This window comes from Hydrogenophaga sp. 2FB (genome assembly GCF_005503365.1).
Classification (GTDB): domain Bacteria; phylum Pseudomonadota; class Gammaproteobacteria; order Burkholderiales; family Burkholderiaceae_C; genus Hydrogenophaga.
In genome coordinates this window covers 1-23,580 of record NZ_SCML01000071.1, presented here as the reverse complement: position 1 = coordinate 23,580, position 23,580 = coordinate 1, and the positions used below count along the sequence as shown (strand labels likewise).

The 23,580-nt window shown below is 61.2% G+C and carries 33 protein-coding genes; 12 read left to right on the top strand and 21 right to left on the bottom strand.

What is annotated here, in order from left to right:
- Positions 1-31: 31 nt before the first annotated feature.
- A complete protein-coding gene (locus tag FFS09_RS27695; RefSeq protein ID WP_137922126.1) occupies positions 32-394 on the bottom strand; it encodes a hypothetical protein in 363 nt (120 codons plus the stop codon).
- A gap of 110 nt (positions 395-504) precedes the next feature.
- On the opposite strand from FFS09_RS27695, the gene FFS09_RS27690 reads away from it, so the two are divergent.
- Positions 505-1,041: a hypothetical protein gene (locus tag FFS09_RS27690; RefSeq protein ID WP_212745172.1), complete on the top strand. Its 537-nt coding sequence runs from the start codon at positions 505-507 to the stop codon at positions 1,039-1,041.
- On the opposite strand, the gene FFS09_RS27685 is transcribed toward FFS09_RS27690, so the two are convergent.
- Both FFS09_RS27685 and FFS09_RS27680 read right to left on the bottom strand, forming a co-directional pair.
- A complete protein-coding gene (locus tag FFS09_RS27685; protein ID WP_354595904.1) occupies positions 978-2,411 on the bottom strand; it encodes a heavy metal sensor histidine kinase in 1,434 nt (477 codons plus the stop codon). The genes FFS09_RS27690 and FFS09_RS27685 overlap by 64 nt on opposite strands.
- A gap of 11 nt (positions 2,412-2,422) precedes the next feature.
- Positions 2,423-3,106 (bottom strand): heavy metal response regulator transcription factor, encoded by a 684-nt coding sequence (locus FFS09_RS27680; protein WP_056277296.1) that lies wholly within the window; start codon positions 3,104-3,106, stop codon positions 2,423-2,425.
- Between the two features lie 80 nt (positions 3,107-3,186).
- On the opposite strand from FFS09_RS27680, the gene FFS09_RS27675 reads away from it, so the two are divergent.
- The 5 genes from FFS09_RS27675 to FFS09_RS27655 all read left to right on the top strand — a co-directional run bounded on the left by FFS09_RS27675 (position 3,187) and on the right by FFS09_RS27655 (position 7,339).
- Complete coding sequence (locus FFS09_RS27675; RefSeq protein ID WP_137922124.1) at positions 3,187-4,356, top strand: TolC family protein; 1,170 nt, start codon at positions 3,187-3,189, stop codon at positions 4,354-4,356.
- Between the two features lie 30 nt (positions 4,357-4,386).
- Positions 4,387-5,775: a multicopper oxidase family protein gene (locus tag FFS09_RS27670; RefSeq protein ID WP_137922123.1), complete on the top strand. Its 1,389-nt coding sequence runs from the start codon at positions 4,387-4,389 to the stop codon at positions 5,773-5,775.
- An 81-nt stretch (positions 5,776-5,856) separates the two neighbouring features.
- Positions 5,857-6,315 carry a cupredoxin domain-containing protein gene (locus FFS09_RS27665; RefSeq protein ID WP_252374546.1) on the top strand — a complete coding sequence of 153 codons (459 nt, stop codon included), beginning with the start codon at positions 5,857-5,859 and terminating at the stop codon, positions 6,313-6,315.
- Between the two features lie 39 nt (positions 6,316-6,354).
- On the top strand, positions 6,355-6,717 hold the full coding sequence (locus FFS09_RS27660; protein WP_137922121.1) for a copper-binding protein: 363 nt from the start codon (positions 6,355-6,357) through the stop codon (positions 6,715-6,717).
- 433 nt (positions 6,718-7,150) lie between these two features.
- Entirely contained in the window at positions 7,151-7,339 is a 189-nt protein-coding gene (locus FFS09_RS27655; protein ID WP_252374545.1) for a DUF305 domain-containing protein, read from the top strand.
- Positions 7,340-7,393: 54 nt separating this feature from the next.
- Here the strand turns inward: FFS09_RS27655 and merR are convergent, their stop codons facing one another.
- Positions 7,394-7,828, bottom strand: coding sequence for a mercury resistance transcriptional regulator MerR (gene merR, locus FFS09_RS27650; protein ID WP_137922119.1), 435 nt, complete (start codon positions 7,826-7,828; stop codon positions 7,394-7,396).
- Between the two features lie 40 nt (positions 7,829-7,868).
- Between merR and merT the strand changes: the two genes are divergently transcribed.
- The 4 genes from merT to FFS09_RS27630 all read left to right on the top strand — a co-directional run bounded on the left by merT (position 7,869) and on the right by FFS09_RS27630 (position 9,188).
- A complete protein-coding gene (gene merT / locus FFS09_RS27645) occupies positions 7,869-8,258 on the top strand; it encodes a mercuric ion transporter MerT (RefSeq protein ID WP_137922118.1) in 390 nt (129 codons plus the stop codon).
- Positions 8,258-8,554: a mercury resistance system periplasmic binding protein MerP gene (merP, locus tag FFS09_RS27640; protein ID WP_137922117.1), complete on the top strand. Its 297-nt coding sequence runs from the start codon at positions 8,258-8,260 to the stop codon at positions 8,552-8,554. Before merT ends, merP begins: the two co-directional genes overlap by 1 nt.
- Positions 8,551-8,775: a GDCCVxC domain-containing (seleno)protein gene (locus tag FFS09_RS31305; RefSeq protein ID WP_137922116.1), complete on the top strand. Its 225-nt coding sequence runs from the start codon at positions 8,551-8,553 to the stop codon at positions 8,773-8,775. Before merP ends, FFS09_RS31305 begins: the two co-directional genes overlap by 4 nt.
- Positions 8,776-8,903: 128 nt before the next feature.
- A complete protein-coding gene (locus FFS09_RS27630) occupies positions 8,904-9,188 on the top strand; it encodes a CopK family periplasmic copper-binding protein (protein WP_137922115.1) in 285 nt (94 codons plus the stop codon).
- A gap of 224 nt (positions 9,189-9,412) precedes the next feature.
- On the opposite strand, the gene FFS09_RS27625 is transcribed toward FFS09_RS27630, so the two are convergent.
- The 6 genes from FFS09_RS27625 to FFS09_RS27600 all read right to left on the bottom strand — a co-directional run bounded on the left by FFS09_RS27625 (position 9,413) and on the right by FFS09_RS27600 (position 14,146).
- Positions 9,413-11,743 carry a heavy metal translocating P-type ATPase gene (locus tag FFS09_RS27625; protein ID WP_137922114.1) on the bottom strand — a complete coding sequence of 777 codons (2,331 nt, stop codon included), beginning with the start codon at positions 11,741-11,743 and terminating at the stop codon, positions 9,413-9,415.
- A 10-nt stretch (positions 11,744-11,753) separates the two neighbouring features.
- Positions 11,754-12,002, bottom strand: coding sequence for a DUF2933 domain-containing protein (locus FFS09_RS27620; RefSeq protein ID WP_137922113.1), 249 nt, complete (start codon positions 12,000-12,002; stop codon positions 11,754-11,756).
- A 103-nt stretch (positions 12,003-12,105) separates the two neighbouring features.
- Positions 12,106-12,582, bottom strand: a complete 477-nt coding sequence (locus FFS09_RS27615; RefSeq protein ID WP_137922112.1) for a hypothetical protein — start codon at positions 12,580-12,582, stop codon at positions 12,106-12,108.
- Between the two features lie 131 nt (positions 12,583-12,713).
- Positions 12,714-13,127: a hypothetical protein gene (locus FFS09_RS27610; RefSeq protein ID WP_137922111.1), complete on the bottom strand. Its 414-nt coding sequence runs from the start codon at positions 13,125-13,127 to the stop codon at positions 12,714-12,716.
- A 185-nt stretch (positions 13,128-13,312) separates the two neighbouring features.
- Positions 13,313-13,855 carry a Cu(I)-responsive transcriptional regulator gene (cueR, locus tag FFS09_RS27605; protein ID WP_354595903.1) on the bottom strand — a complete coding sequence of 181 codons (543 nt, stop codon included), beginning with the start codon at positions 13,853-13,855 and terminating at the stop codon, positions 13,313-13,315.
- Between the two features lie 99 nt (positions 13,856-13,954).
- A complete protein-coding gene (locus tag FFS09_RS27600) occupies positions 13,955-14,146 on the bottom strand; it encodes a heavy-metal-associated domain-containing protein (RefSeq protein WP_137922110.1) in 192 nt (63 codons plus the stop codon).
- 138 nt (positions 14,147-14,284) lie between these two features.
- Between FFS09_RS27600 and FFS09_RS27595 the strand changes: the two genes are divergently transcribed.
- Positions 14,285-16,480 (top strand): heavy metal translocating P-type ATPase, encoded by a 2,196-nt coding sequence (locus FFS09_RS27595; RefSeq protein ID WP_289509318.1) that lies wholly within the window; start codon positions 14,285-14,287, stop codon positions 16,478-16,480.
- Positions 16,481-16,818: 338 nt separating this feature from the next.
- Here the strand turns inward: FFS09_RS27595 and FFS09_RS31300 are convergent, their stop codons facing one another.
- The 11 genes from FFS09_RS31300 to FFS09_RS27540 form a co-directional block, all read right to left on the bottom strand.
- Positions 16,819-17,199 carry a hypothetical protein gene (locus FFS09_RS31300; RefSeq protein ID WP_252374543.1) on the bottom strand — a complete coding sequence of 127 codons (381 nt, stop codon included), beginning with the start codon at positions 17,197-17,199 and terminating at the stop codon, positions 16,819-16,821.
- Positions 17,200-17,562: 363 nt separating this feature from the next.
- Positions 17,563-18,216 (bottom strand): DsbA family protein, encoded by a 654-nt coding sequence (locus tag FFS09_RS27585; protein ID WP_137922108.1) that lies wholly within the window; start codon positions 18,214-18,216, stop codon positions 17,563-17,565.
- A gap of 85 nt (positions 18,217-18,301) precedes the next feature.
- Positions 18,302-18,625 carry a YnfA family protein gene (locus tag FFS09_RS27580; RefSeq protein WP_137922107.1) on the bottom strand — a complete coding sequence of 108 codons (324 nt, stop codon included), beginning with the start codon at positions 18,623-18,625 and terminating at the stop codon, positions 18,302-18,304.
- A gap of 15 nt (positions 18,626-18,640) precedes the next feature.
- Positions 18,641-19,273 (bottom strand): SCO family protein, encoded by a 633-nt coding sequence (locus FFS09_RS27575; RefSeq protein WP_137922106.1) that lies wholly within the window; start codon positions 19,271-19,273, stop codon positions 18,641-18,643.
- On the bottom strand, positions 19,270-19,926 hold the full coding sequence (locus FFS09_RS27570; protein ID WP_137922105.1) for a DsbA family protein: 657 nt from the start codon (positions 19,924-19,926) through the stop codon (positions 19,270-19,272). Before FFS09_RS27570 ends, FFS09_RS27575 begins: the two co-directional genes overlap by 4 nt.
- On the bottom strand, positions 19,923-20,339 hold the full coding sequence (locus FFS09_RS27565) for a disulfide bond formation protein B (protein WP_137922104.1): 417 nt from the start codon (positions 20,337-20,339) through the stop codon (positions 19,923-19,925). Before FFS09_RS27565 ends, FFS09_RS27570 begins: the two co-directional genes overlap by 4 nt.
- Entirely contained in the window at positions 20,336-20,860 is a 525-nt protein-coding gene (gene lspA / locus FFS09_RS27560; RefSeq protein ID WP_137922103.1) for a signal peptidase II, read from the bottom strand. Before lspA ends, FFS09_RS27565 begins: the two co-directional genes overlap by 4 nt.
- A 95-nt stretch (positions 20,861-20,955) precedes the next feature.
- Positions 20,956-21,330 (bottom strand): hypothetical protein, encoded by a 375-nt coding sequence (locus FFS09_RS27555; RefSeq protein WP_137922102.1) that lies wholly within the window; start codon positions 21,328-21,330, stop codon positions 20,956-20,958.
- Positions 21,331-21,376: 46 nt separating this feature from the next.
- Positions 21,377-21,844: a hypothetical protein gene (locus tag FFS09_RS27550; RefSeq protein ID WP_137922101.1), complete on the bottom strand. Its 468-nt coding sequence runs from the start codon at positions 21,842-21,844 to the stop codon at positions 21,377-21,379.
- Positions 21,845-21,874: 30 nt separating this feature from the next.
- A complete protein-coding gene (locus tag FFS09_RS27545; protein ID WP_137922100.1) occupies positions 21,875-22,252 on the bottom strand; it encodes a DUF3703 domain-containing protein in 378 nt (125 codons plus the stop codon).
- On the bottom strand, positions 22,236-22,892 hold the full coding sequence (locus tag FFS09_RS27540; RefSeq protein ID WP_137922099.1) for a cation efflux transmembrane domain-containing protein: 657 nt from the start codon (positions 22,890-22,892) through the stop codon (positions 22,236-22,238). Before FFS09_RS27540 ends, FFS09_RS27545 begins: the two co-directional genes overlap by 17 nt.
- 80 nt (positions 22,893-22,972) lie before the next feature.
- On the opposite strand from FFS09_RS27540, the gene FFS09_RS27535 reads away from it, so the two are divergent.
- Positions 22,973-23,395: a Cd(II)/Pb(II)-responsive transcriptional regulator gene (locus FFS09_RS27535; protein ID WP_137922098.1), complete on the top strand. Its 423-nt coding sequence runs from the start codon at positions 22,973-22,975 to the stop codon at positions 23,393-23,395.
- The last annotated feature ends 185 nt before the right edge of the window (positions 23,396-23,580 follow it).

Below are 23,580 nucleotides of genomic sequence, written 5' to 3'. Positions count from 1 at the left end.
CACCGCCGGGTGGGCTGCGCAGTGCGGGGAATCAGACGGAAGTTGGGGGGCGCCAGAGGCGCGAAGTCGCGCCCGGAGGAAGGCTGCGCCAGGCCGGCGCTTGAGGGTCCTGAATGACCGGCGTCAGGGCCACGAGGGATGGAAAAGACGGCAAGCCTGCGGCGGGCACGACGCAAATCTGAATACTCTTGCAGGGCTGGCCCGTGCTCTCAAAGGTGGCCATGTCGTTGCAGCAATCGTCCATGGCCTCGGCCAAGGACTCTGCCATCCCGTCGACTTCATCCGCCATGGCCATCATGCCCTGCATGGGGCATGGCGCGGCAACGCCCTGCACTGCCGCAAATCCCTGCAGGGGCAGCAGCAGACACAGGATGAGGACGAGCAAGCGGCGCATGGCTGGATTCTATGGCGCGCAGACTGACTGCGCTTGCCTGATTGGAGAGCCTGCCCAAACAAGGCACCGTAGACTGTTCAGCGAGAGCCAATCTGATCTTGGAGGCCAACGTGGACATTGCTGCACATGCGCTGTGGGCGGGAGCGGGCGTCGTCCTGCTGTTACGCCATCGGCCAATACCCGTTGCAACTGGTCTTGCCACTGCCGCAATGGCGGCGTTGCCGGATCTGATGCACATGTTGCCTGTGGCGGCGTGGGCTCTTTTCAACGGGCTGCCAGCCGAGTTCATGACCTATGTCCGAGCGCTGCCGGAAAGGGTGCAGCCTTTACCCGAGAGCGTGGAACTGTGGTCGCACCATCTCCACTGCATCTTTCACAGCGGGGTGATCGCCATGGCAGTGACGCTGGTCGCTTGGCGATGGTCTCGTGTCTTCTGGCTGCCGTTGGCCGGATGGTGGTCGCACATCCTCATTGATGTATTCACCCACTCGGACGACTTCTTTCCGTCTCCAGTCCTCTACCCGCTCACCTACCGGGGATTTGATGGTGTTGCCTGGAATGTGCCTTGGTTTGTCGTCGCCAACTACTCGGCGCTCGCGCTCGTCTGGGTTTGGCTGCTGGCGACGCGAAGAGAACGAGACCCATGAGAGCCCGGAAATTGCAGGCAGAACCGCGTTGTTCCCTCCGACGAAGTAACCGACGCGCTCCCACCGTGAGCGAGCATGATGGCCTTGGTAATGGCCAGACCCAGGCCAGCACCATCGGATGAGGGATGCGCGCGCGCCTTGTCCACGCGATAGAAGCGATCAAACAGGCGCGGCAGGTCCGGGGTATCGATCGGATCGCCCGTGTTGGTGACACACAAGCTGGTGCCATTCATCTGGGTCTCGACAGTCAGCGCAACATCGGTGCGAGGGTGGGCGTGCCGCAGCGCATTGGACAGCAAGTTGCTGATGGCTCGCCGAATCATCAGTCGATCACCCACCACGCTACCCGCACCCACCACCCGAAGGCGAAGTTCTTTGTCCTCGGCGACCGCATCGTAGAAATCCAGAAGGCTCTTCGCCTCGTCTTCGAGTGCGACGTCTTCGCGATTCGGCAGCTGGATGCCGTGGTCCGTCTTCGCCAGAAACAGCATGTCGGACACCATGCGCGCCAGCCGCTGGAACTCCTCGGCGTTGGAGGCGAGGATGTCGCGGTAGGTATCTGGATCACGGTGCTGCGACAGCGACACTTGGGTCTGTGTCAGCAGGTTGCTGATGGGCGTGCGCAGTTCGTGGGCGATGTCGCTTGAGAATTCCATGAGCTTTGAAAAATCCTGCTGCAGACGCTCCAGCATGGTGTTGAGGCTGCGAGCCAGCTCCGCCATCTCCACAGGCACAGCGTCGATCGGCATGCGCTCGTCGAGCTTGTGGGCCGTGACCTTGAGCGCGCGCTCTCTCATGGTCCGCAGTGGGGCCAGACCGCTGCGGGCTGCCCACCACCCCAGCAGGCCGCTGAGCAGGGTGGCCAAGAGGACATAGACCGCCAACTGTTGGCGCAGCATCTGCATGAAATGGGTGTGGTGTTGCGTGTCCAGCGCGAGCGTCAGGCGCATGCTCTGACCTGGACTGCTCAATCCGCCGGGCATCTGCGCTGTGGAGAGCTCTGTGCTCATGCCTCGCAGTTGCCGCTCACCATCGGTCCAGTCCCTGGGCTGATCTGCGGCGCTTCGTGCAGCGAGTTCTGCTGGAAATGTGATGCCGCCTTTTCCAAACAGCTGTTCGTCACCGCGCGTGAGCGAGATGAACAGGCCTTGATGGCTGTTGAGCGATTCGTCCAGCTTGGCTGACAGCTCGGCTGGCTCTGGCGTTTCATCGACGATCTTCTCGATGAGCTGCACCTTGTCCAGCAGGTAGTCGCGGTCAAGGTCGATGAAGTGCAAATGGGTGGACCACGCCACCAAGACGCCAAGGCCAAGAAGCACCACAGCCGATACCAGGGTGTACAGAAAGGTGAGTCGTGCGGTGAGGGTCAAGCGCCGGATCATCAGGAGTGCTCCGGCACTTCCAGCACGTAACCCATGCCTCGAACCGTCTGCAACAGGCGGCACTCAAACCCGTCGTCCACCTTGACACGAAGCCTGCGCATGGCCACCTCGATGACGTTGGTGTCGCTGTCGAAGTTGACGTCCCACACCTGGGAGGCGATCAGCGAGCGTGGCAACACCTCACCCTTGCGGCGCATCAGCAATTCGAGCAATCCGAACTCCTTGGCGGTCAGGTCGATGCGCTTGCCCGCGCGGGTGACCCGACGGCGCAGCAGGTCCAGCTCCAGATCCGCGACCTGCAGGGTGGTTGGCTCCATACCCGAGCGCCCACGGCGCAAGATGGTGCGCACCCTGGCCAACAGCTCGGAGAACGAAAACGGCTTGACCAGATAGTCGTCCGCTCCGAGCTCCAGACCCTTGACGCGGTCGTCCACATGATCTTTGGCGGTCAGGAAGAGCACCGGCATCTCTCGACCCTGGGCACGCAGACCTCTGAGCACCTGCCAGCCGTCCATGCCGGGCAGCATGACGTCCAGAATGATGAGGTCGTGGTCGCCCTCCAGCGCCTGGTGCAATCCGTCCACACCGTTGTTGAGCAGCTCTACCGCGTAGCCCGCCTCGCGCAGTCCCATGCACAGGTACTCACCCGTTTTGCGTTCGTCTTCAACAATCAAGATTTTCACGTTCACTCCTGCGGCGATTTTCACTGCCAGCGGCCCATTGCAACCGAACCTGACAACTTTGTAATGAAACCGACAGGTTCGTGACGGGTGGCCTTTTGCACACTGCCCCCAGCTTGAAACAGTTGAACAGGAGCAAATCAGTGATTCATCGACGTTACCCTTCCTCTGCACTGCGGGCCATTGTTCTGGGCGTGTTGGCGCTCCCCATGGTCGTTTCCGCCCAGATCGAACCGGCCCCTGCCGAAAAGAACTGGCGCGAAGCCAACGACGCCGTGGGGCAGTTCAAACGCGGCCATGCCGACATCCTCAAGTGGGAAAAAGAGAACGTTCCCGCTGCAGCAGGTCAGGAGTTGGCATCTCCCAGCTTGAGCCTCATGACCGCTGAAGACGCCGTTCGCCAGGCCTGGCGGGCCCACCTGGATTTGGTCAAACCCATGAACAGGATCGGTACGGCCAACGTGGATTTGATTGCCAAAGGCCAATGGGCCGAGCTTGATCCCATCCATCAGCGCAAGGTAGACGACATGGACGAGCTGCTGGAAGTCGCCGCTCAAGGTCGCAAGGCGTGGTTTCAGGCAGTGGCTGCGCGACAGGTTCTCAAACAGCACCGCGATGCGCTGGACGCCGCCGAGGCCGGCAACGAGCTGGGTCGCCGCATGGTGAGTGTGGGCAATTGGAGCAAGCTCCAGCAGGCACAAGTTCAACTGGCTCAGTCATCCGCCAAGATGAACGTGCGACGCGCACAGAACGCCGCCACGCAGGCCGAAGCCTCACTCATCAAAACGTTGGGCCTCACCGGCATGCACAGCGCTGTTGCGCTGCCTGACCGTTTGCCCGACGTACCGGTCCAAGCCTTGTCGCAACAAGTGCTGGACGAGCGCGCTGCGGCCATTGCTGCACAACTGCCGCGCGCCGAGGGCATGCGCAATGGCGCCAACGCCCGCCTCGCTCGACAGGCCTATCTCTCCAGCCACGCCCTGGCAGTGAGTGCGCGTGAGGAGGTGTTGAAGGTTCGCGAGTTCATCACCGAAGAAACCGTTCTTCACTACAACGGCATGCTCAAGAGCGTGTGGGACTTGTTGGGTGAGGTTTCCAGCCAGTCCCAAGCGGTGGCCAGTGCCATCGAGGCGCAGCGGGACTTCTGGATCGCAGAGACCGATCTGCAGTGGGTCCTTCAAGGCGGTGCGCCCGACAGCTTTGTCTCTCTGGGCGGCGGAGGCGGTGAGCCCGCTGCTGCCGCTGGCCACTGATCACATTGCACGCATAGAAAGATAACCAACATGAGTCTCCTCAATTCACGTCGTCAGTTTTTCGCGGGTGCTGCCGCTTCGGTGGCCGGGCTGGCGGTTGCGCGCTCCGCCATGGCCGCTTTGCCCGAGCCTGTCTACCAAACGTCTGTGGACACGGCGCCTCCATTGGTGCCCACCACTGGCCGACCCTACAACCCGGTGGTCACGCTCAACGGCTGGACCCTGCCCTGGAAGATGAACAACGGAGTCAAGGAATTCCATCTGGTGGCAGAACCCGTGGTGCGCGAGGTCTCGCCGGGCTTCAAGGTCAACATGTGGGGCTATAACGGCCAGAGCCCGGGCCCGACCATCGAGGTGGTCGAGGGCGACCGTGTGCGGATCTTTGTTACCAACAAGCTGCCCGAGCACACCACCATCCACTGGCACGGCCAACGCCTGCCCAGCGGCATGGACGGTGTGGGCGGTCTCAACCAGCCCGCCATCCCCGTGGGAAAAACCTTCGTGTACGAATTTGAAGCGCGCCGCCCGGGCACCTTCATGTACCACCCCCACGCTGACGAAATGGTCCAGATGGCTATGGGCATGATGGGCATGTGGGTCACCCATCCCAAGGGCAAGCATCCCCACATCAGCGAGGTGGACCGTGACTTCTGCTTCTTGCTCAATGCCTTCGATGTGGAGCCCGGCAGCAAGACCCCCAAGATCGCGACCATGACCGACTTCAACATCTGGTGTTGGAACAGCCGAGTTTTCCCCGCAATCGATACCCTCAACGTTCGCCTGAATGATCGGGTACGGGTTCGCGTGGGCAACCTTACGATGACCAATCACCCGATCCATCTGCACGGCCACGAGTTCTTGGTCACTGGAACCGACGGTGGACCGACACCTCCGAACACGCGCTGGTACGAGGTAACCACTGACATTGCCGTTGGCCAGATGCGCCAAATCGAGTTGATCGCCGACGAGGAAGGCGATTGGGCCATGCACTGCCACAAGAGCCACCACACCATGAACGCCATGGGCCACGACGTGCCCACCATGATCGGCGTGGACCACCGCGGCCTGGTCAACAAGATCCAGAAGGTGGTGCCCGACTACATGCTGATGGGCGAGCGCGGCATGGCCGACATGGGCGAAATGCAGATGCCCATTCCGGACAACACCGCGCCCATGATGACGGGAACGGGCCAGTTCGGCCCACTGGAGATGGGTGGCATGTTCACCGTGTTCAAGGTGCGCAAGGACCAGAAGCCGGGCGACTACAAGGACCCGGGCCCGTACAAGTTCCCCGAGGGCACTGTTGCGCACGAGTGGACCGGTGCTCCGCTGCCTGCAGTCCGACCCAAGGCCAGCGCAGACACGGCACCCGCCACAGCAAAGGCGGTCAAGCCCAGCGGCTCGGCCATGAAGCATTGATCAAATCATTCGCGCCCCTCAACTCAACCCTCGACAAGGAATCTTCACATGCACATCACCAAAACCCTGATCGTGTCCGCCATGCTGGCGGCCGCAACGTCTTCATTTGCTCATGGCGACAAGGAACACGCCAAAGGAGCAGCGCCCATGAAGATGGAGCAAAAAGCATGGGGCATCGGCGGTCACTTGAACGCCGTCAAGCGCACCGTGGAGATCCGCATGACCGACAACATGCGCTTCACACCCGATCTCGTTGAGGTCAAGCAAGGCGAGACGATCCGATTCGTGCACGTCAACAACGGCAAGGTGATGCACGAGTTCGTCTTGGGCACCAAGAAAGAACTCGATGAGCATGCTGCCCTGATGAAGAAGTTTCCCAACATGGAACACGACGAGCCCTACATGGCGCACGTTGGTGCAGGCAAAAAGGGTGAGATTGTCTGGAACTTCAACAAGGTCGGTGAGTTTGACTTCGCCTGCCTGCTGCCGGGCCACTACGAAGCGGGCATGGTCGGCAAGATCAAAGTCGTTGCCAAATAAGCCTCACCGATCACGACATCTCAATCAAGGAAACACATCATGAACACACACACCCAAACAGTTGCGCAACTCCTCACCGCTGCCGCGCTCTCCCTGTCCTTGCCCTTGATGGCGCAAGCGGGTGCAGACCACAGCAAAATGGGAATGGATCACAGCAAGATGACCATGACAGCCACACCCGCCATGACCGACGGCGAAATTCGCAAGATCGACAAGGAAAACGGCAAGGTCACGATCAAGCATGGTGAGATCAAGCACATGGACATGCCTCCGATGTCCATGGTGTTCAACGTCAAGGACAAGGCCATGCTGGACAAGGTCCAGGTGGGCGAGAAGATCCAGTTCATTGTCATTCAGGACGCCGGCAAGATGGTGGTCACCGACATCAAAGCGATGAAGTGATTTAACCAATCCGACCCTATGGGTCGGTTGTGGTCAAGGGATCGGTTGTGATGACCGATCCCTTTTTTGCATGGGTGACGTCCTCCCTGCTATGTAAAACCGGTCCGACACAGCCTCGCAACCCATGGGCAGGCGTACGTTGGCGCACAGTCAATCCGAGCATCGTTATCGATGATGGTGAGCCCGCCTTCGGGTAGCTTCTAGGAAGTCACATGAACCATCAATCCACCACCAAACGCTTCACCGCTGTCCCTGTCAAGGCTCTGTGCGCCGTTGCGCTGACTGTGCTCATGTCGGTGTCGGCGCATGCTCAGTCCACGCCAGCCACAGGCCCAGCGACGATGCCCATGTCCGATATGCACAAAGGCGCCACAGGTGCACACGACATGAAAGGTTCCATGATGATGGGCATGGAGGAAGGCAGAAGATGCCCATGTCGGGCAATACCGACAAGGACTTCGCGATGATGATGAAAATTCATCACCAGCAAGCCTTGAACATGGCCGAGATGCAGCTCAAGACCGGCAAGTCACCCGAGATGAAGGCCATGGCAAAGCAGATCATCGTGGCGCAAAAGAAAGAGATCGCTCAGTTCGACAAGTGGCTTGCAAAGCAGAAGTGATCTGTGTGGCAAGGGCAAAGCGGCGGTGCTGCTGACATACGCATAAGCGCTGGCTCAGGCACTCAACGAAGCGTCGGTCTTCAAGGCTGCAATCAGCGGGCATCGCACCTTGCCCTTGGATGCTCCGCAGAGTCGAATCAATCCCTCAAGCACTCCTTCAATCCGGTGCAGGTCCTCAAGCCTGCTCTTCACATCCGCAAGCTTGGCCTGTGCTTTGGTTCGCGCTTGAACACAGCTGGTGCCATCGTCGAGTTGAAGCAGCTCGGCTATCTCGTCCAGGCTGAATCCGAGTCGCTGCGCCGACTTGATGAAATGAAGGCGAGAACGGTCAGCTTCTGCGTAGCGCCGAATCCCGCCGGATGGGCGGAGCGGCTCAGGCATCAATCCCCTCCGCTGATAGAAGCGGATGGTCTCCACATTGACTTCGGCTGCCTTGGCCAATCCGCCAATCGTCATGTTGGGGTCGGAAGGTGTGTGGATATAGCTCATGTCTTGACTCCGTACTTGGGTACGGCATTAAGGTTAGCTCATGCCAACGCACACCACAAACTCGAACACACCCACCTCCAATCCCGTGACCGAACAGGGCGGCAAAGCCCTCCTGGCCGGTGGTCTGGCGGCCCTCTTTGCATCGGCCTGCTGCCTGGGCCCACTGGTATTGATCCTGGTGGGCATCTCGGGCGCCTGGATCAGCCATCTCACGGTCTTGGAGCCCTATCAACCGCTGTTCATGGGTGTATCGCTGGCGGCGCTGTTCTTTGCGGCAAGAAGCATCTGGAGGCCAGCGGCTGCCTGCGAACCAGGTCAGGTGTGTGCGATTCCCCGCATCAACCGCATCTACAAACTGCTGTTCGGTGTCGTGGTGCTGTTGCTCACCACCGCAATGGCATTCCCGCTGATAGCTCACTGGTTCTATTGATGAAAGGCCTGGCTGTGAAACACATCTTGATTGCTGTCGGATTTGTGCTGAGTCCGCTTGCATGGGCAGCGCAGAAAATCGTCACTCTATCCGTCCCTGGTATGTCCTGCGCCACTTGCCCGATCACGGTCAAGAAGGCGTTGACGAAACTGGGTGGAGTGGTCGACGTGAAGTCCAATCTGGGAAAGCGGTGGACCTCGGTGGTTTATGACGACACCCAGGTTTCATTGGACGCTCTGACCCGGGCGACCAAGGACGCTGGCTTCCCGTCAACCGTCACGGGAGTCGAGCCTTGACCGACGTGCTCCTGACGTCGGTGTTGACCTGTCCTGAGTGTGGACACGCAAGGACTGAAGTCATGCCCACCGATGCTTGCCAATGGTTGTATGAGTGCGAAGACTGCCACGCTATTCTTCGGCCGAAGACGGGTGACTGCTGCGTGTTCTGCAGTTACGGAACGGTGCCATGTCCACCGATTCAAGGAGGAGACCAATCGGGTTGCAAGAAGGCCTGCTGACTTTGCGCTGACCAAGATGTAATGCGTTCGCAAGCTGCCGGTCATGGGTGCCTCGCTACATTGAATCTGTACTTCGTACCACATTGATTCAGTCGAACAATGTGATTTGTTCTTGAAGGAGACACCCCATGATTCGCAAGCTCAGCATCCTCGTCATCTCAATGGCAGCATTGGCCCCGGCATTCGCGATGGACGCAGCCAGATCCGAGGCCAAGCAGGTCATCGCACTGCAGAACGGTGAAACGCTCTACGTCTTCAAAGACGGACTGATGGCCAAGGAAAGCAAATTTGGAAGCGTGACTCACCTTAGCAAGGGTCAAGTCGTCCAGACTGCCGATGGCAAAAGCATCACGACGATGGGCAACGAAGTTGCGCGTCTGAGTTTCCTGTTGAACAAGGGACACGGGAACTGACCTTCCGGCGATTTATCCAGACAGGAACGATCGAAAGGTCCCTGACCACACAGCCCTCCCGCCGTCATCGGTGCGAGGGCTGTTTTTTTTTAAGGGTCAGCAATCTGGACACAAGTCGCACTGCAACCCCTTCGTCTGAGCAAAACGCCACTCAATTGCTGTGGCCTGTAATCACGGAAGAAGCCGGTCAAGTGGAGTTGGCCGAGACTCGCAGAACCGACGCGTTATGGCTTGCCGCGCCGCAAACGCAGCGCATTGCCAATCACCGACACCGAGCTCAAGCTCATGGCCAGCGCGGCAATCAACGGCGACAGCAGCCACCCCGTCAGTGGATACAGCACGCCGGCCGCAATCGGAATGCCCAGCGCGTTGTACAAAAAGGCAAACACCAAGTTTTGCTTCATGTTGCCCACGGTTGCTTCGGACAGCGCGCGCGCAATCGCAATCCCGCGCAGATCGCCCTTGACCAAAGTGATCTGCGCGCTGTTCATCGCCACGTCAGTCCCGGTACCCATGGCCACACCCACATCGGCCTTGGCCAGTGCCGGTGCATCGTTGATGCCGTCACCTGCCATGGCCACCGTGCGGCCATCCTTTTGTAATCTCTCCACCAGAAGCAGCTTGTCTGCCGGCTTGACCTCGCCGTGCACTTCGTCGATGCCCAGGCGAGCTGCAACAGCCTTGGCCGTGGTCAGTCCGTCACCGGTCGCCATCACGATACGCAGACCGGAGGCCTTGAGCGTCGCCAGGGCCTCCGGCGTGCTGACCTTGACCGGATCGGACACTGCCAACAAGCCCATCAGCTGTCCATCAACGGCCAGGTGCATCACGCTGGCGCCTTCTGCGCGCAAGGCCTCGGCCTGCGACACCAGAGCACTGACCGACACACCGATCTGCTCCATCAGCGTGGTGTTGCCCAGTGCCAGCTGACGCTCTCCCACCTTCCCCCGCACGCCAATGCCCGAACCGGATTCGAAGTCCTCGGGTTTTTCCAAGGTCATGTTGCGCTCGCGGGCGGCGCGCACGATGGTCTCGGCCAATGGGTGTTCGCTGCCCTGGTCCAGGCTGGCGGCCAGGCGCAGCACCTCATCGGCGTCAAAGCCTGGCGCGGGAACGGCGCGCTCAAACGTGGGACGGCCTTCGGTAAGCGTTCCGGTCTTGTCGATGATGAGGGTGTCGATCTTGCGCATGTTCTCGATGGCCGCTGCGTCCCGGAACAACACGCCGTGTGTGGCGCCGCGACCGGTGGCGACCATGATGGACATGGGTGTGGCCAGGCCCAACGCGCAGGGACAGGCAATGATCAGCACGGCCACCGCGTTGATCAGGCCGAACACCCAGCTTGGCTCGGGACCGAACAGACCCCAGCCGAAGAAGGTCAACAAGGCAATGCCCACCACAGCGAGGACGAAGTAACCCGCCACCACATCGGCCATGCGTTGCATCGGCGCTTTGGATCGCTGTGCTTGGGCCACCATCTGCACGATCTGCGACAGCATGGTGGACGCGCCGACGCGCTCAGATCGCATCACCAGCGCGCCACTGGTGTTCAGCGTGGCGCCGATCACCATGTCGCCCACGCGTTTGGTGACGGGCATCGGCTCGCCCGTGAGCATGGATTCATCGATCGAGCTGCCGCCTTCCGTGACCTCGCCGTCCACCGGGACTTTTTCGCCTGGGCGCACGCGCAGCAAGTCGCCTACATGCACATGGGTCAGTGGCACATCCTCTTCGGTGCCGTCTTCCCGGATGCGCCGGGCGGTTTTTGGCGCCAGACGAAGCAGCGACTTGATGGCCGCCGAGGTCTGAGAACGGGCCTTGAGTTCGAGCACCTGCCCCAGCAGCGTCAGCGAGATGATCACGGCGGCGGCTTCAAAGTAAACGGCGACGCGGCCCATGGAGATGAACGAGTCCGGGAACACCTGCGGGGCGACGGTCGCCACCACGCTGTAGGCGAACGCGGCACCGGTGCCCAGGCCGATCAGGGTCCACATGTTCGGGCTGCGCTTCACCACCGACTGCGCGCCGCGCACAAAGAATGGCCACCCGGCCCAGAGCACGATGGGTCCCGCCAGCACGAGTTCGATCCAGCTTTGGGTACCCATGTCGAACCACTGAAAGCCGTGACCAAACATCGCGAGCACGAACACCACCCCCGTGAGCGGCAAGGTCCACCAAAAGCGGCGCTGGAAGTCGCGCAGTTCAGGGTTGTCATCGTCGTCAAGGTCGGGCAGCAAGGGCTCGAGCGTCATACCGCACTTGGGACAGTTCCCTGGATGGTCCTGGCGAATCTCCGGGTGCATCGGGCAGGTGTAGATCGCACCGGTCACAGCTGGACTGGTTTCTGCGGGTGGCTCGGGTGCGAGGTATTGCAGCGGGTTCGCAGCAAACTTGCCCTGGCACTTGGCACTGCAGAAATAGAAGGTCCGGCCCTCGTGGGTCAACATATGACCAGACTGCGCCGTGACGGTCATGCCACACACGGGATCCTTCAGGTCCGTTGGTGAGGCCGATTCCGACGGGGCACTGCTGCCGTGATGTTGGTGTGCATTCATGTTCGTCTGCCTATTTTTCGTCGTTGTGGGTACGCCCGGAGTCCTGTGAATGGCTGCCATGCCCCCCGTGGCCGTTCCCGTGCATCAAGTGCATCAGCGGACAAGCGAGCAGCAGCAGATAGGGCCAGTAACCCAGCACATGACCCCAGTGCTCTCGCAGCAAAAAGAAGCCGGCGATCAAGGCAACCGTGAGCAGCACCATGCCTGGAGGCCGGCGCCAGAACGTTGACCCGTTGGATTCGTCGTTGGCTGGGTTCATTGAATCGCTCCGCCAGGGTTGACTGCGAGAGTTGAGGGAGAACGTGTCACCCCTGGCGATCGATGCGCAGTTCCATCGCACCTGGTTGAGCGTTGATGGCTTGTCACTTGCTGGCGGGCGCGGTGGCTGCACCCGGCATGCGCTGCATCATCATTTCCATCATGGTCTGCATCATGTCCATGCGCATCTCCATCATCTGATGGTGCTTGCCCATGTCCATGGGCAACTCCTTCATGCCGGACATCCCTGGCATGCCTTCCTTGCCATGCATGCCGCCCATTCCCTTCATGCCTTTCATCATCGCCATGCCTTCTTGCATGGTTTTCATGTGCTCGTTCATCAGGGCCTGCCGTTCGGCTGGGGTCTTGGCATTCATCATCTTGTCGCGCATGGCCTGCATGTCCTTCATGCCGTTTGGCATGGCAGCAGGTGCTGCAGAAGATGCCGCAGCGGCTTGATGGGCGTTGTGTTCGTCGGCTTTGGCTGCCGACGCGGCGCCGGTTCCTGGTGCACTTGGGTTTGCGCATGCCGTCAGCAAGAAGGCGGCAGAGATCGCGACGATGGTGTGGAGGGTTTTCATGGTGGTGTTCTGTGAAGGAGTGGGGGTGCCGCCGCGGGCGGCGATATGGTGGCGGAAGTCAAAAATAGGACGGGGCCCATCCTGGTCGGCCAGAACGCAGGAGCGCTCTTCGCAATGGACTGCGATGCGGTCTACAAGGTCAGTCGATGGGGCCGGGCAGCGATGGGCAGAGCCAGGTGCGCGGGTCTGGTGGAGTGCACCCGGACTTGAACCGCGGTTACCGAGGCAATGGTTGGCTCCGATGCCCGGTACGGCACGTCCACTGACCCTGGGCCGCCATCGGCGATGGGCTGGTCCACCTTGGTGATGGCCAGCGAGGCTTCATCGCAAAACTTCAAGCATCCGGCAGTGTCGGGGTCGGATTGATCGTCGTGATGGGTTTGGGCGACGGGTACATCCTGTGGCATCGCCGTGAACGAAGAGTGACGATCGTTGTTCGGTTCGTTCAAAAGGCATGCATTGGCCACACCTGCACCCAACGCAAACAACCACACCGCCAGGATCATCCAGGTGGCATGGCGCAGCGAGCGGCGATACAGATGCATATCAGTCAGGTGAACAGTGGCAACGATCCAAGGCTAACCCTGGGCGCGTGAACAGCCTTGATGCAGATCAAGAAAGCAGGTCAATGCACGATCTAAAGTCGAAACAGTATGCGACTTGGTTTTATGGTGGTCGGTTCGTCACCGAACACACTGGGTCACGGCCATGGCATTGACAGCTTGTCCTCTCAGAGAGCGTCATGGTGAACGTGCACGCCCCGCATCCAGGCCATGAGGTCGATCGGGCTGGAGGTGCCGGTGCTGGTTGCCTCTGCCTGAGCACGGGACTTCTTGAGCTGCGGCTTTTGATGTGGTTGGTGTTGGGTCAGGCTGCCGCGCGATAGCTTGTCCAGGATCGCGCAGTGAGGCTGTTCGTTGCCGTGGCAAGCCTTCACCAAGACCGAGAGCCCGTCCATCATCTGTTCGATTTCACGCCGCTTCTCTTCCAGGTCAGCCAGGTGCCGTTGCGCCACGGCCTTCACCTCGCGGCTCGTGCGCTGTGAATCGCTCCACAGGCCGATGAGCTCGGCAATCTGGGCCACCGAAAACCCCAGGTGGCGCGACTGCCGGACGAACCGCAACACCGAAACTTCGCGATCGCCATAGAGACGGTAACCCGACTCGCTGCGTTCGGCTTCTGGCAACAGACCAATCTGTTCGTAATGCCGAATCATCTTCGCCGAGACGCCTGCGGCGGCAGCCGCCTCGCCAATGTTCATCAGAGTGGTCATGGTGCGCTCCGGGGTTTGAATGACTCCAAGGGTCGAAGGATGCAGCTTGTCATGGTGGGAAGGTCAAGGCCCTCACGGGAGAGCCCTGAGGAGCGGGGTTCAAAGGGTTGGATAGCCAGCGTCAGCCAGCGCTTCGACCAGAACATCGCGGTCTTCACCGCTTTTCACAGTGATCAGACGTCGCGGAAGATCGACCTGTATCTCGCATGCTGGATCAACCAGTTTCAGGGTGACGTTCACCTTGGAAGCGCAGTGGCCGCAGGTCATGTCGGGGAGGTGGAATTCGTGCATGGATGACTCCATAAGAGGGTTGAGGGAACCCGCACTGTGGGCATTGCCACGGTGGCAATGTCAAGTCGCATCTGCCGTTGCGCTTGCCACCGTGGCAAGGCCAACCATTCGCTCCACCCTCAACCCTTGGAGTGCCTCATGAACACCGCCACCTTGTCGCTCATCGAGCATCAGTTTCCCATCGAAGGCATGACCTGCGCCTCTTGTGTGGGCCGCGTCGAAAAGGCCTTGAAAGCCGTTGCCGGCGTAAAGGAAGTCAGCGTCAACCTGGCCACCGAACGGGCCACGGTGAACGCCGTTGCTTCCACTCTGCCTGCCAGCCTGGTGGCTGCGGTGCAAAAGGCTGGCTACAGCGTGGGCAAGGAACCCAGCGTGGATCAGGGGGCACAGCCCACAAGAAGCAAAGGCGAGCCCTGGTGGCCTGTCGCGCTCGCCGCTTTGCTGTCGCTACCCTTGGTGCTGCCCATGATTGCCATGCTGTTCGGCTCTGACTGGACGATCAATGGCTGGTTGCAGCTCGCGCTGGCCACGCCCGTTCAGTTCTGGCTGGGCGCGCGCTTCTACCGCGCGGGCTGGAAGGCAGTGCGTGCAGGTGCCGGCAACATGGACCTGCTGGTGGCCCTGGGTACCAGCGCCGGATACGGACTGAGTGTGTATCTGCTGTTCAAGCACGCCGAACACGGCATGCCGCACCTGTACTTTGAAGCATCAGCAGTGATCATCACGCTGGTGCTGCTGGGCAAATGGCTGGAGTCACGCGCCAAACGCCAGACCACGGCCGCCATCGCCGCCCTCAATGCCCTCAAGCCCGAGGTGGCGCGCGTGCGCATGAACTATGGCGATGTAGACGTCGCCATTTCACAGGTGAAGGTCGGGGACATCGTCGTGGTCCGCCCGGGTGAGCGCATCGCTGTGGACGGTGTCATCACCATCGGCTCCAGCCAGGTGGACGAATCGCTGATCACGGGCGAGAGCCTGCCGGTGGCGAAACACGCGGGCGACAAGGTCACCGGCGGCGCCGTCAATGCCGAGGGCCTGCTGCTGGTGGAGACCACGGCGGTGGGTGCCGAGTCCACGCTCTCGCGTATCGTGCGCATGGTCGAATCGGCGCAGGCGAAGAAAGCCCCGATCCAGCGAATCGTGGACCGGGTGAGCGCCATCTTTGTGCCGGTGGTCCTGCTGATCGCCGCACTCACCCTGCTGGGCTGGGGCCTGACCACCGGAAACTGGGAGCAGGCCATTTTGAACGCGGTGGCGGTGCTGGTGATCGCCTGTCCTTGTGCACTGGGCCTGGCGACACCGACCGCCATCATGGCGGGCACCGGGGTGGCCGCTCGCCAGGGCATCCTGATCAAGGATGCCGAAGCGCTGGAGGTCGCGCACCGCATCGACACCGTCGCGTTCGACAAGACGGGAACGCTCACCGAAGGCAAACCGACGCTGGTGGCTGCTGTGGCGGCCCCCGGCCATGACGCTGAGTTGCTGTGCTGGAGTGCTGCGATTCAGGCCGGTAGTGAACACCCGCTGGCACGCGCCGTGATGAACGCCGCCGAAGAGGCCGGCATTGCGCTGCTCTCAGCCGCCAAGGTGAGCGCCGTGCCGGGACGCGGCATGTCGGCCGAGGTGCAGGGTCGTGCATTGCGCCTGGGCAGTCCGCGGTACATGCAGGAACTGGGCGTGGACACTTCGGCACTGGCCGAGCCTGCGCGCCTGCTTGAAAGCGATGGACGCACGGTCTCATGGCTTGCCGATGTGACGGAGGCACCTGCGCTGGTGGGCATGCTGGCGTTTGGCGATGCCCCCAAGGCCAGCGCGATCAACGCCATTCAGAGCCTGCGGGCTTTGGGCATTCGCACCGTGATGGTCACTGGCGACAACCAGGGCAGCGCAACCGCGGTTGGCAGCGCGCTCGGCATCGACCACATTGAAGCCCAGGTTTTGCCCGCAGACAAGGCGGCCATCGTCAACCGGCTCAAGGAAGGTGGACACTCGGTGGCCATGGTGGGTGATGGGATCAACGATGCTCCGGCGCTGGCCTCGGCCGACGTGGGCATTGCCATGTCCACGGGCACCGACGTGGCCATGCACGCCGCCGGCATCACCCTGATGCGGGGCGACCCCGCGCTGGTGGCCGACGCGATCGACATCTCGCGCCGCACCTACCGCAAGATCCGCCAGAACCTGTTCTGGGCCTTCGCCTACAACGTGATCGGCATCCCGCTGGCGGTGGCCGGTCTGCTCAACCCAGTGGTGGCGGGTGCTGCCATGGCGCTGAGCAGCGTGAGTGTGGTGAGCAACGCGCTGCTGCTGCGGGGTTGGAAACGCCGAGGGTAAGTCCTGAAGCGTGTTCGAAGTGGGCGCTGTAACAAAAGTCGCAGCGCCCTGCATTCACTTCATTTGCTTGATGTCGGTGTAGTCACCGCGCGTGCGCAGGATGACCTTGACGTTGGCCTGGCCCCGGTTGCGCCAGTACCAGCCGTGGTTGCCCGTGAATGCCGCTTCCAGCACGCCTTTATCGGCCGCAACCCCACGGCCTTTTTCGTAGCTGATCGATTTGCCCGATGCATCTCAGTGCGTGTCGAAATTCACCTCTCCACCTTCGACCACCCACGAATACTCGGCTTTGGCACCCTGGACCATCTTCAGCTTGATCTCAGTGCCCTCTCCAGGCGTCAAGGTGCGGGCACTTCGGCGCGCCAATCAATCTTGGGGGCTGCGGCAGCTACTGGCGCTGGTGCGGGTGCTGGAGTCGAAGGCTGGGCAGCGCCGGCCGTGGCTATGCCATCGGCGCCGTCTGCCTGCGCGGGAGATGCTGGAACAGCAGCAGCGTCGGCAGCAGCTTCTGCCGCCAGTTGCTGCTTGATCTCGCCCATCTCGGTCATGCGCAAGACGCGGCCGATGTCGGTGGGATCGACGCCGTATTCGGCTGGCAGCACGACGGCTACCAGAAGAACAATTGCAGCCACGGCGGCGAGGATGTTGGTGTGGTGGTTAGGGGAGCTGCTTGAGCTCGGGTTGAAGGCGAGGCTCCTGCGGATCTGAAGCAGCCTCACTGCTTCTTCATATCGCCGTGCCCAGCATGGCCAGCCATGGCGTCCTTGCCGTGATCGGCGAGTTGGGCGTCAAACTATTCGTGCAGCGCATACACGAGGTCGAGATCACCTGCGCATCGGGTCCGGTCTGAAGTCCGTGGTAACCGAACTGGCCGTGACCCACTAGGCGCTTTACCCCACTTTTGCCACGCTGAAAAAAGACGGCGTGGTGTTCCGAGAGACAGGGTTCATCGCACTGGCGCGCGACCAAAGGCGCTGAGAACCAACGCGCGCTGTCCAATGCGTCGCCATGCGCGAGAAATCGCCGTCAAGTGCTGCGCCCTCGCACCAAAGTCACGAGGCAATCGCTCATGCTCACGGCGACTACCGAAGGCGCTCCACCTCTCTCTTGACCAGCTCGAAGAGCTGATCCGGATCGGTCGAAGACAGCGGCTTACCGTTGACGAAGAAGGTCGGGGTGGCTCGAACCCCGATCGCCTTCAGATCCACGACGTCTTGCGCCAGCAAGGCATCCACCGAACCAGCGGCGATGTACTGGCGTGCCTGCTCCACGTCCAGGCCGACCGATTGCGCAATGGCCCACGCTCGCAAGGAGGCGTTCGTGCGTTGACCCGTCCACGCCCGCTGCCCGTCCAGCAAGGCGTCAAGCACAGGTTCAAATTTCCGCTGTGCACGCGCTGCTTCAAGAATCCTCACCGCTTCCACAGACGCCTCCCTATGAAACGGCGTGTACCGAATCACCAAGCGCGTCTCACGCGGAAACGCCGCCAGGATCTGTTTCACGCGAGGATGGAAGGCCTTGCACGCCTCACAGGCGGGATCGAAGAACTCGACGATGGTGACCGGCGCATCCTCGGCACCAATGATCGGCGAGTGCGGTCGCACCATCGCGCCGGCCTGCTCTGAAGCCTGCAACGCCGCAAGCTGCAGCGTGTGTCGCTGATAAAGAAAGACGGCGGCAGCAAACACCGCGAGGGCGGCCAGCGCCGAGAGGAAAACAATGTGGCGGCGGGTCATGCAGTGGCACCCAACGCGTTTGATACCGACGCTCGGTGAGAGGCAGACGCATTGGCTTCTTTCATGGTCAGCAGGCCCTCTTGTTTCATGCTCGGGGTTGGTACGCAATGATCGCCATGCCCGCCAGCGTGACCGCCACGCCCACCCCATCCCAGATCGACGGGCGAACGCCATCGACCGACCAGAGCCATGCCAGCGCAACCGCCACATAGACCCCGCCGTAGGCCGCGTATACCCGCCCCGAGGGCGCGGCGTGGAGGGTCAGCAGCCAGGCGAAGGTGGCCAGGCTCACGGCCGCTGCGGGCAACAACAGCCAGCCCGACCCCTGACCGCGCAGCCACAACAACGGCAAGTAGCAACCCACGATCTCGGCGATGGCGGTGGCCAGGTAGAGCAGCAGTGTTTTCATACCGGCAACGGGTAGTCAGGCGTCCATGGATTTCAGCAGGGCCAGGATGTCTTCGGCGATCACGGCGGGCTCGGTCCCGTAACTCGAAAACAGGCGCACGGCTCCGTTGGTGTCGAACACGTACTTACCCGCCGAATGGTCCATCGTGTACGAGGTGGGTGTCGAGCCCTCGGCTTTTCGGTAGTAGATCTTGAAGCTGTCAGCGACGGCCTTGAGCTCGGTCGGTTCAGGGCGCAGCGCCAGAAAGCTCGGGTCGAAGTTGGTCATGTACTCCTTGAGTAAGGGCAACGTATCGCGCTCCGGGTCCACTGTGATGAAGAGCACCTGCAACTGCTTGCCTTGATCGCCCATGAGGCGTTTTACCTCGGCCAGGGTGGTCATGGAGGTGGGGCACACATCGGGGCACTGCGTGAAGCCGAAAAACACCACCACAGCCTTACCGCGGAAATCGGCCATGGTGCGCACCTGCCCGGTGTGGTCGGTGAGCTTTAGGTCCTGTGCAAAAGCAGCCCCTGTGATGTCGGTGCTCTTGAAGGTGGGCGCCTGGGGCGAACAGCCCGCCAGGAGACCACCTGACGCAAACCACGAAGCGCTCAACACCAACACCTTGCGTCGGTTGAAAGGACGTACGGGAGCCATCTCTCTCATTTCTTCACCTTGGCCACTTCTTCTGCTACCAGTGCGGCAAGCTGATCGGGCCCGAAACTGGACAGGCTGCGGCCGTTGACGAAGAAGGTGGGCGTCTTGGTGACTTGCAGCGCGGTAAGGTCTTCTATGTCCTGCTGCAGGACTGCCTGCATACCGGGTTTTTCCATGTCCTGCCGCGCCTTGACGAGGTCCAGCCCGGCCTGCTCGGCTACCTTGAATGCGGTCTCGATGCTGGGTTGACCGTGGTCGGCCCAGGCGGGCTGCGCGGCCAACAACGATTCCAGCACCGGCTGGTACTTGGCCTGGCTCTTGGCCGACTCCAGCAGCTTGACCACCACGTCCGAACCCTGGTGAAACGGCGCGTACCGGATCACGAGCCGCACGTCGTTGGGGTACTGGGCCATGAGGTTCTTGACGATGGGATAAAACGCGCGGCAGGTCTCGCAGGCGGGGTCAAAGAACTCGACGATGGTGACGGGTGCGTTCTGCGGGCCGAACACCGGTGAGTGCATGCGCACCAGGCGGGTCTGCTCGGCCTTGACCTGCACGTCCTGCGCGGTCTGCACCCGCGATTGATAGGCGTTCATGCCCAGGTAGAAGAACAAGGCAACGATGGCCACCAGGCCGATGACGGTGAATTTTTTGGCGTTCATGAACGGGACTTTCTCAAATAGACAAAAAGCAGGAAGGCGATGGCGATGAAGGCCAGGAGAGACAACCAGGGAATCTGGATGCCGTTCAGGATCTCTAGGCTCTGTTCGCTGCACGAAGGCCCGGCGCCGCAGGGCACCCACCACTGGGGCACCCACCCAGCGATCAGCGCGGTGTGGTAGCCCGCGATGGCGGCACCACCCAAGGCCAGCGGCAACGCGTACACCGCACCGCGGCGGTCTTCGGCGAACGCGGCCATGCCCAGGATGATGGCCAACGGGAACATGCAGATGCGCTGATACCAGCAGAGCAGACAGGGCGTCATGCCCATGACTTCACCGATAAAAAGCGCCCCGAGAGTGGACGCAAGAGCGAAGGCCCAGGCGCCCAGGATCCAGAACCATCCACGCTTCATGAAGGAAGCTCCTCAGGGGTTTTGCGGGTCGGTTGGCGCGGTGGCGCTTTCAATGAAGCAAGGCACCAGGTCAGCGCGGCGCAGACGATGAAGACATCGGCGAGATTGAAGGCCGGCCAATGGATGTTGCGCCAGTGAAAGTCGAGGAAATCCACCACAGCGCCGATCTGGACGCGGTCCACGAGGTTGCCGCCACCACCGCCAGCCACAAAGGCGCCCAGCCAGCGGTCCATCGGTTCGGCTTGCCGCGCGAGGCTTACCACTGAAACGAAGCCCACCACCAGCACCGAAACGCCGATGAAAAACCAGCGTTGCCAGCCACCGGCATCCGCCAAAAACGAGAATGCCGCACCTGCGTTGAGCACATGCACGAAGTTGAACCAGTCGGTGACCCGAACCGCTTCACCCAGTTCGAGGATGGTGGAGAAATACGATTTACTGAGTTGATCAACAAACAAGAGAGCCGCGACGGCAGCAAGCCAAGTCCATCGCGGGTTTCGCTGGGTCCAGCGAGTATTCATGAGAGAGTCCTTCCAAAACGATCCGGGGATGACCACCGCATGAGGTGATGGCCACTTGATGCCAGCGGATCGGGGAAGAGGTGCCTGTCAGCGCATCAGGCGAAAACGTTCATCCCCGAGCCTTGCGGGGCGGACCATTGGGGCCTGTAGGGTTGCTCGTGCCAGGGCAACAAGACAAGTTCAACGAGGTGCTCACCTCGCTCGATGCCAGCTGGGTCCACAACGGTCTCGGTCGTTGCCATCACGGCGGCCGTGCAGTTGGCGTGACAGGTGCCACAGTCAAGATCGAACCCAAAAACGTCGGAGCCCATGCCGTCCGTGCCGGAAATCACCGGCTGGTGGATGGGCTGGTGGTGATTGGTTGGAGATTGCTCGAAGGCCGCCCCATGGCCGCAGCAGTCAGCATCCGCTGCGGCAGAGAACTGCAACGGCAGCAGTGTGAGCATCAAAAGAGCCAAGAACAGACGCATAGTTGAATTTTAGGGCCGTGGGATAGACCAGTTGATGTGTGGCAGTTCACGGCGGGAGCACTTCGCCCATCGATAACCGCCTAGCGAGCAGGCGCCAACGGCGCTGTCGGTGCCGGTAAAACGCTTGTGCAAACAACCAGACTGGGAGCGTGAGCAGGCCCGCATCGATGATTACCGAATCCTTGTAGCGGGTTCGCCCGGCGTTTGATGTGATCGAGATGGTTTGGTCCCAAACCTTGACCAGGGCGCTGTGGCCGTTGTCACGGAGCAGGACTCCGCCCCCAGACTGAGGAAAGGAGATCACGATGGCTTGTTTGCCAAAAGGCAGGAAGCCCAGTAGTCGCACTGCGACCCAGAAGGTGCCCTCGGACCATTCCACGGGCCAAGAGCTTGGGTTGATCGGTGAGAAGTGAACCAACGGATGGGCAACGAACTTGAGTAGTTGCGTTGTCTTGGCATGGGCGACCGCTTGCTCAACCGAGCAGTCAAGCAATGTGGAAACATCGATTCGCACGTTTTGGCCGGCGGTTTCGCGGGACGATCTTCAACGCAGCGGCTGGGCTGCTTGAGCAATCAGCTCGGCCAGTTCCTGACGCACGGGAAGCGGCTCGAAGGCGCTCACGGTTGATCTACCCGGGTTGCCCAAGGGCAAGCGCCCGCTCAAATGCCCCAAAGGCACCAAAGCCAGTCTGAGTACCTGCCCAGCAGCTTCTGCCAAGTCGCGGGTGCGCCATGCCAACCGCAGCATCAGGGCGTGCGTCTGCAGATGCGGCTTAACGTGGAGCTGCCCCACGACATGCGCAGCCTCAAGGTACAGCCACGCCTGCTGAGGGGACTCAGCTATCTTCGCCGCATGGACTAGTCGAGCAAAGGTGTCTTTGTCGCATTGACGGTCTGACATCGTTTCAGTGGACGTGGCCATGGCCGCCTCCCTCGTTTTTGCTCTCGCCAAGCTCACCCCTGGCCTGCCGCAACACGGTCCAACCGCCGTGTAACGCCAGAGCCGCCATGAGACTGGCCACCAACAGGTCGGGCCAGGCGGAGCCGGTGCCGAACACGCCGAGCGCGGCCATGAACACCGCGACGTTGCCGATGGCGTCGTTGCGCGAGCACAGCCACACGCTGCGCATGTTGGCGTCGCCTTCGCGAAACGCGTAGAGCATCCACGCCACAGCCACATTGGCCACCAACGCCAGCAGCGCCACCGCGCCCATGGTCACGGCCTGCGGCACGCCGCCCTGCCACATGGCCCACACCGCGGCACCCAGCACATAGAGGCCAAAGCCCATCATGCTCACCGCCTTGAGCATGGCAGCGCGAGCGCGCCAGGCCAGGGCAGACGCCAGCACGGCGAGCGACACGGCGTAGTTGAGCGCGTCGCCCGCAAAGTCCACCGCATCGGCCAGCAGCGAGAGCGAGCCCGACTGGAAGCCGGCGCCAATCTCCACCAGAAACATGGCGGCGTTGACGATCAACGCGATCCAGAGGATCTTGCGGTAGCGCGGCAGGTTGACGAGGGACTCGGCCTTGGGGGTGTCGTGTTCACAGCAATGGGCGGACATGGTTTTTCCTTTCGATGCCTGCATTGGAAACCCTGGAGCCGCTACAGTGTCAATCACTTGTTTGAACTGAGGGCTTCAACATGCAGATCAAGGACCTTTCCCGCGCCACGGGCGTGGATGTTGAAACCATCCGTTACTACGAAAAGCAGGGTCTTCTGCCCGAGCCGGCGCGGCGAGACAACGGTTACCGAGACTACGCTGCGCAGCATCTAGAGCGTCTGTCCTTTATCCGGCACTGCCGGGCGTTGGACATGCCGCTGGCCGATGTGAACCGTTTGCTGGGTTTTGTAGATGCGCCGCTGGCTGATTGCAGCGACGTGGACATGCTGGTGGATGAACAGCTGGCGCGGGTGCGCGCACGGCTCAAGAGCATGCGGGCGCTGGAGAAACAGTTGCTGCAGTTGCGGGCGCGCTGCTCGGGCTCGCACGAAGGGCACTGCGGCATTCTGGACGAGCTGGTGTATGCGGCGCATGGCGAGGCGTGCGCCAGCCATTCAGGATAAAGCCACGTCAAGGATCGGTAAGAACTGAAAACCAGTCATTGCCTTCGGAATCCTGAACGGCTGCATCGTGCTGGATTCTCATTGCCCCTATTTCTTCTGCGAACTTCCGCAACCAGTCTCGAACAGACTTCCGGTCATCTGCCGGAAGGCTCCGCAGCGAGGGACCAAACCGCCCGCCCTCTGGC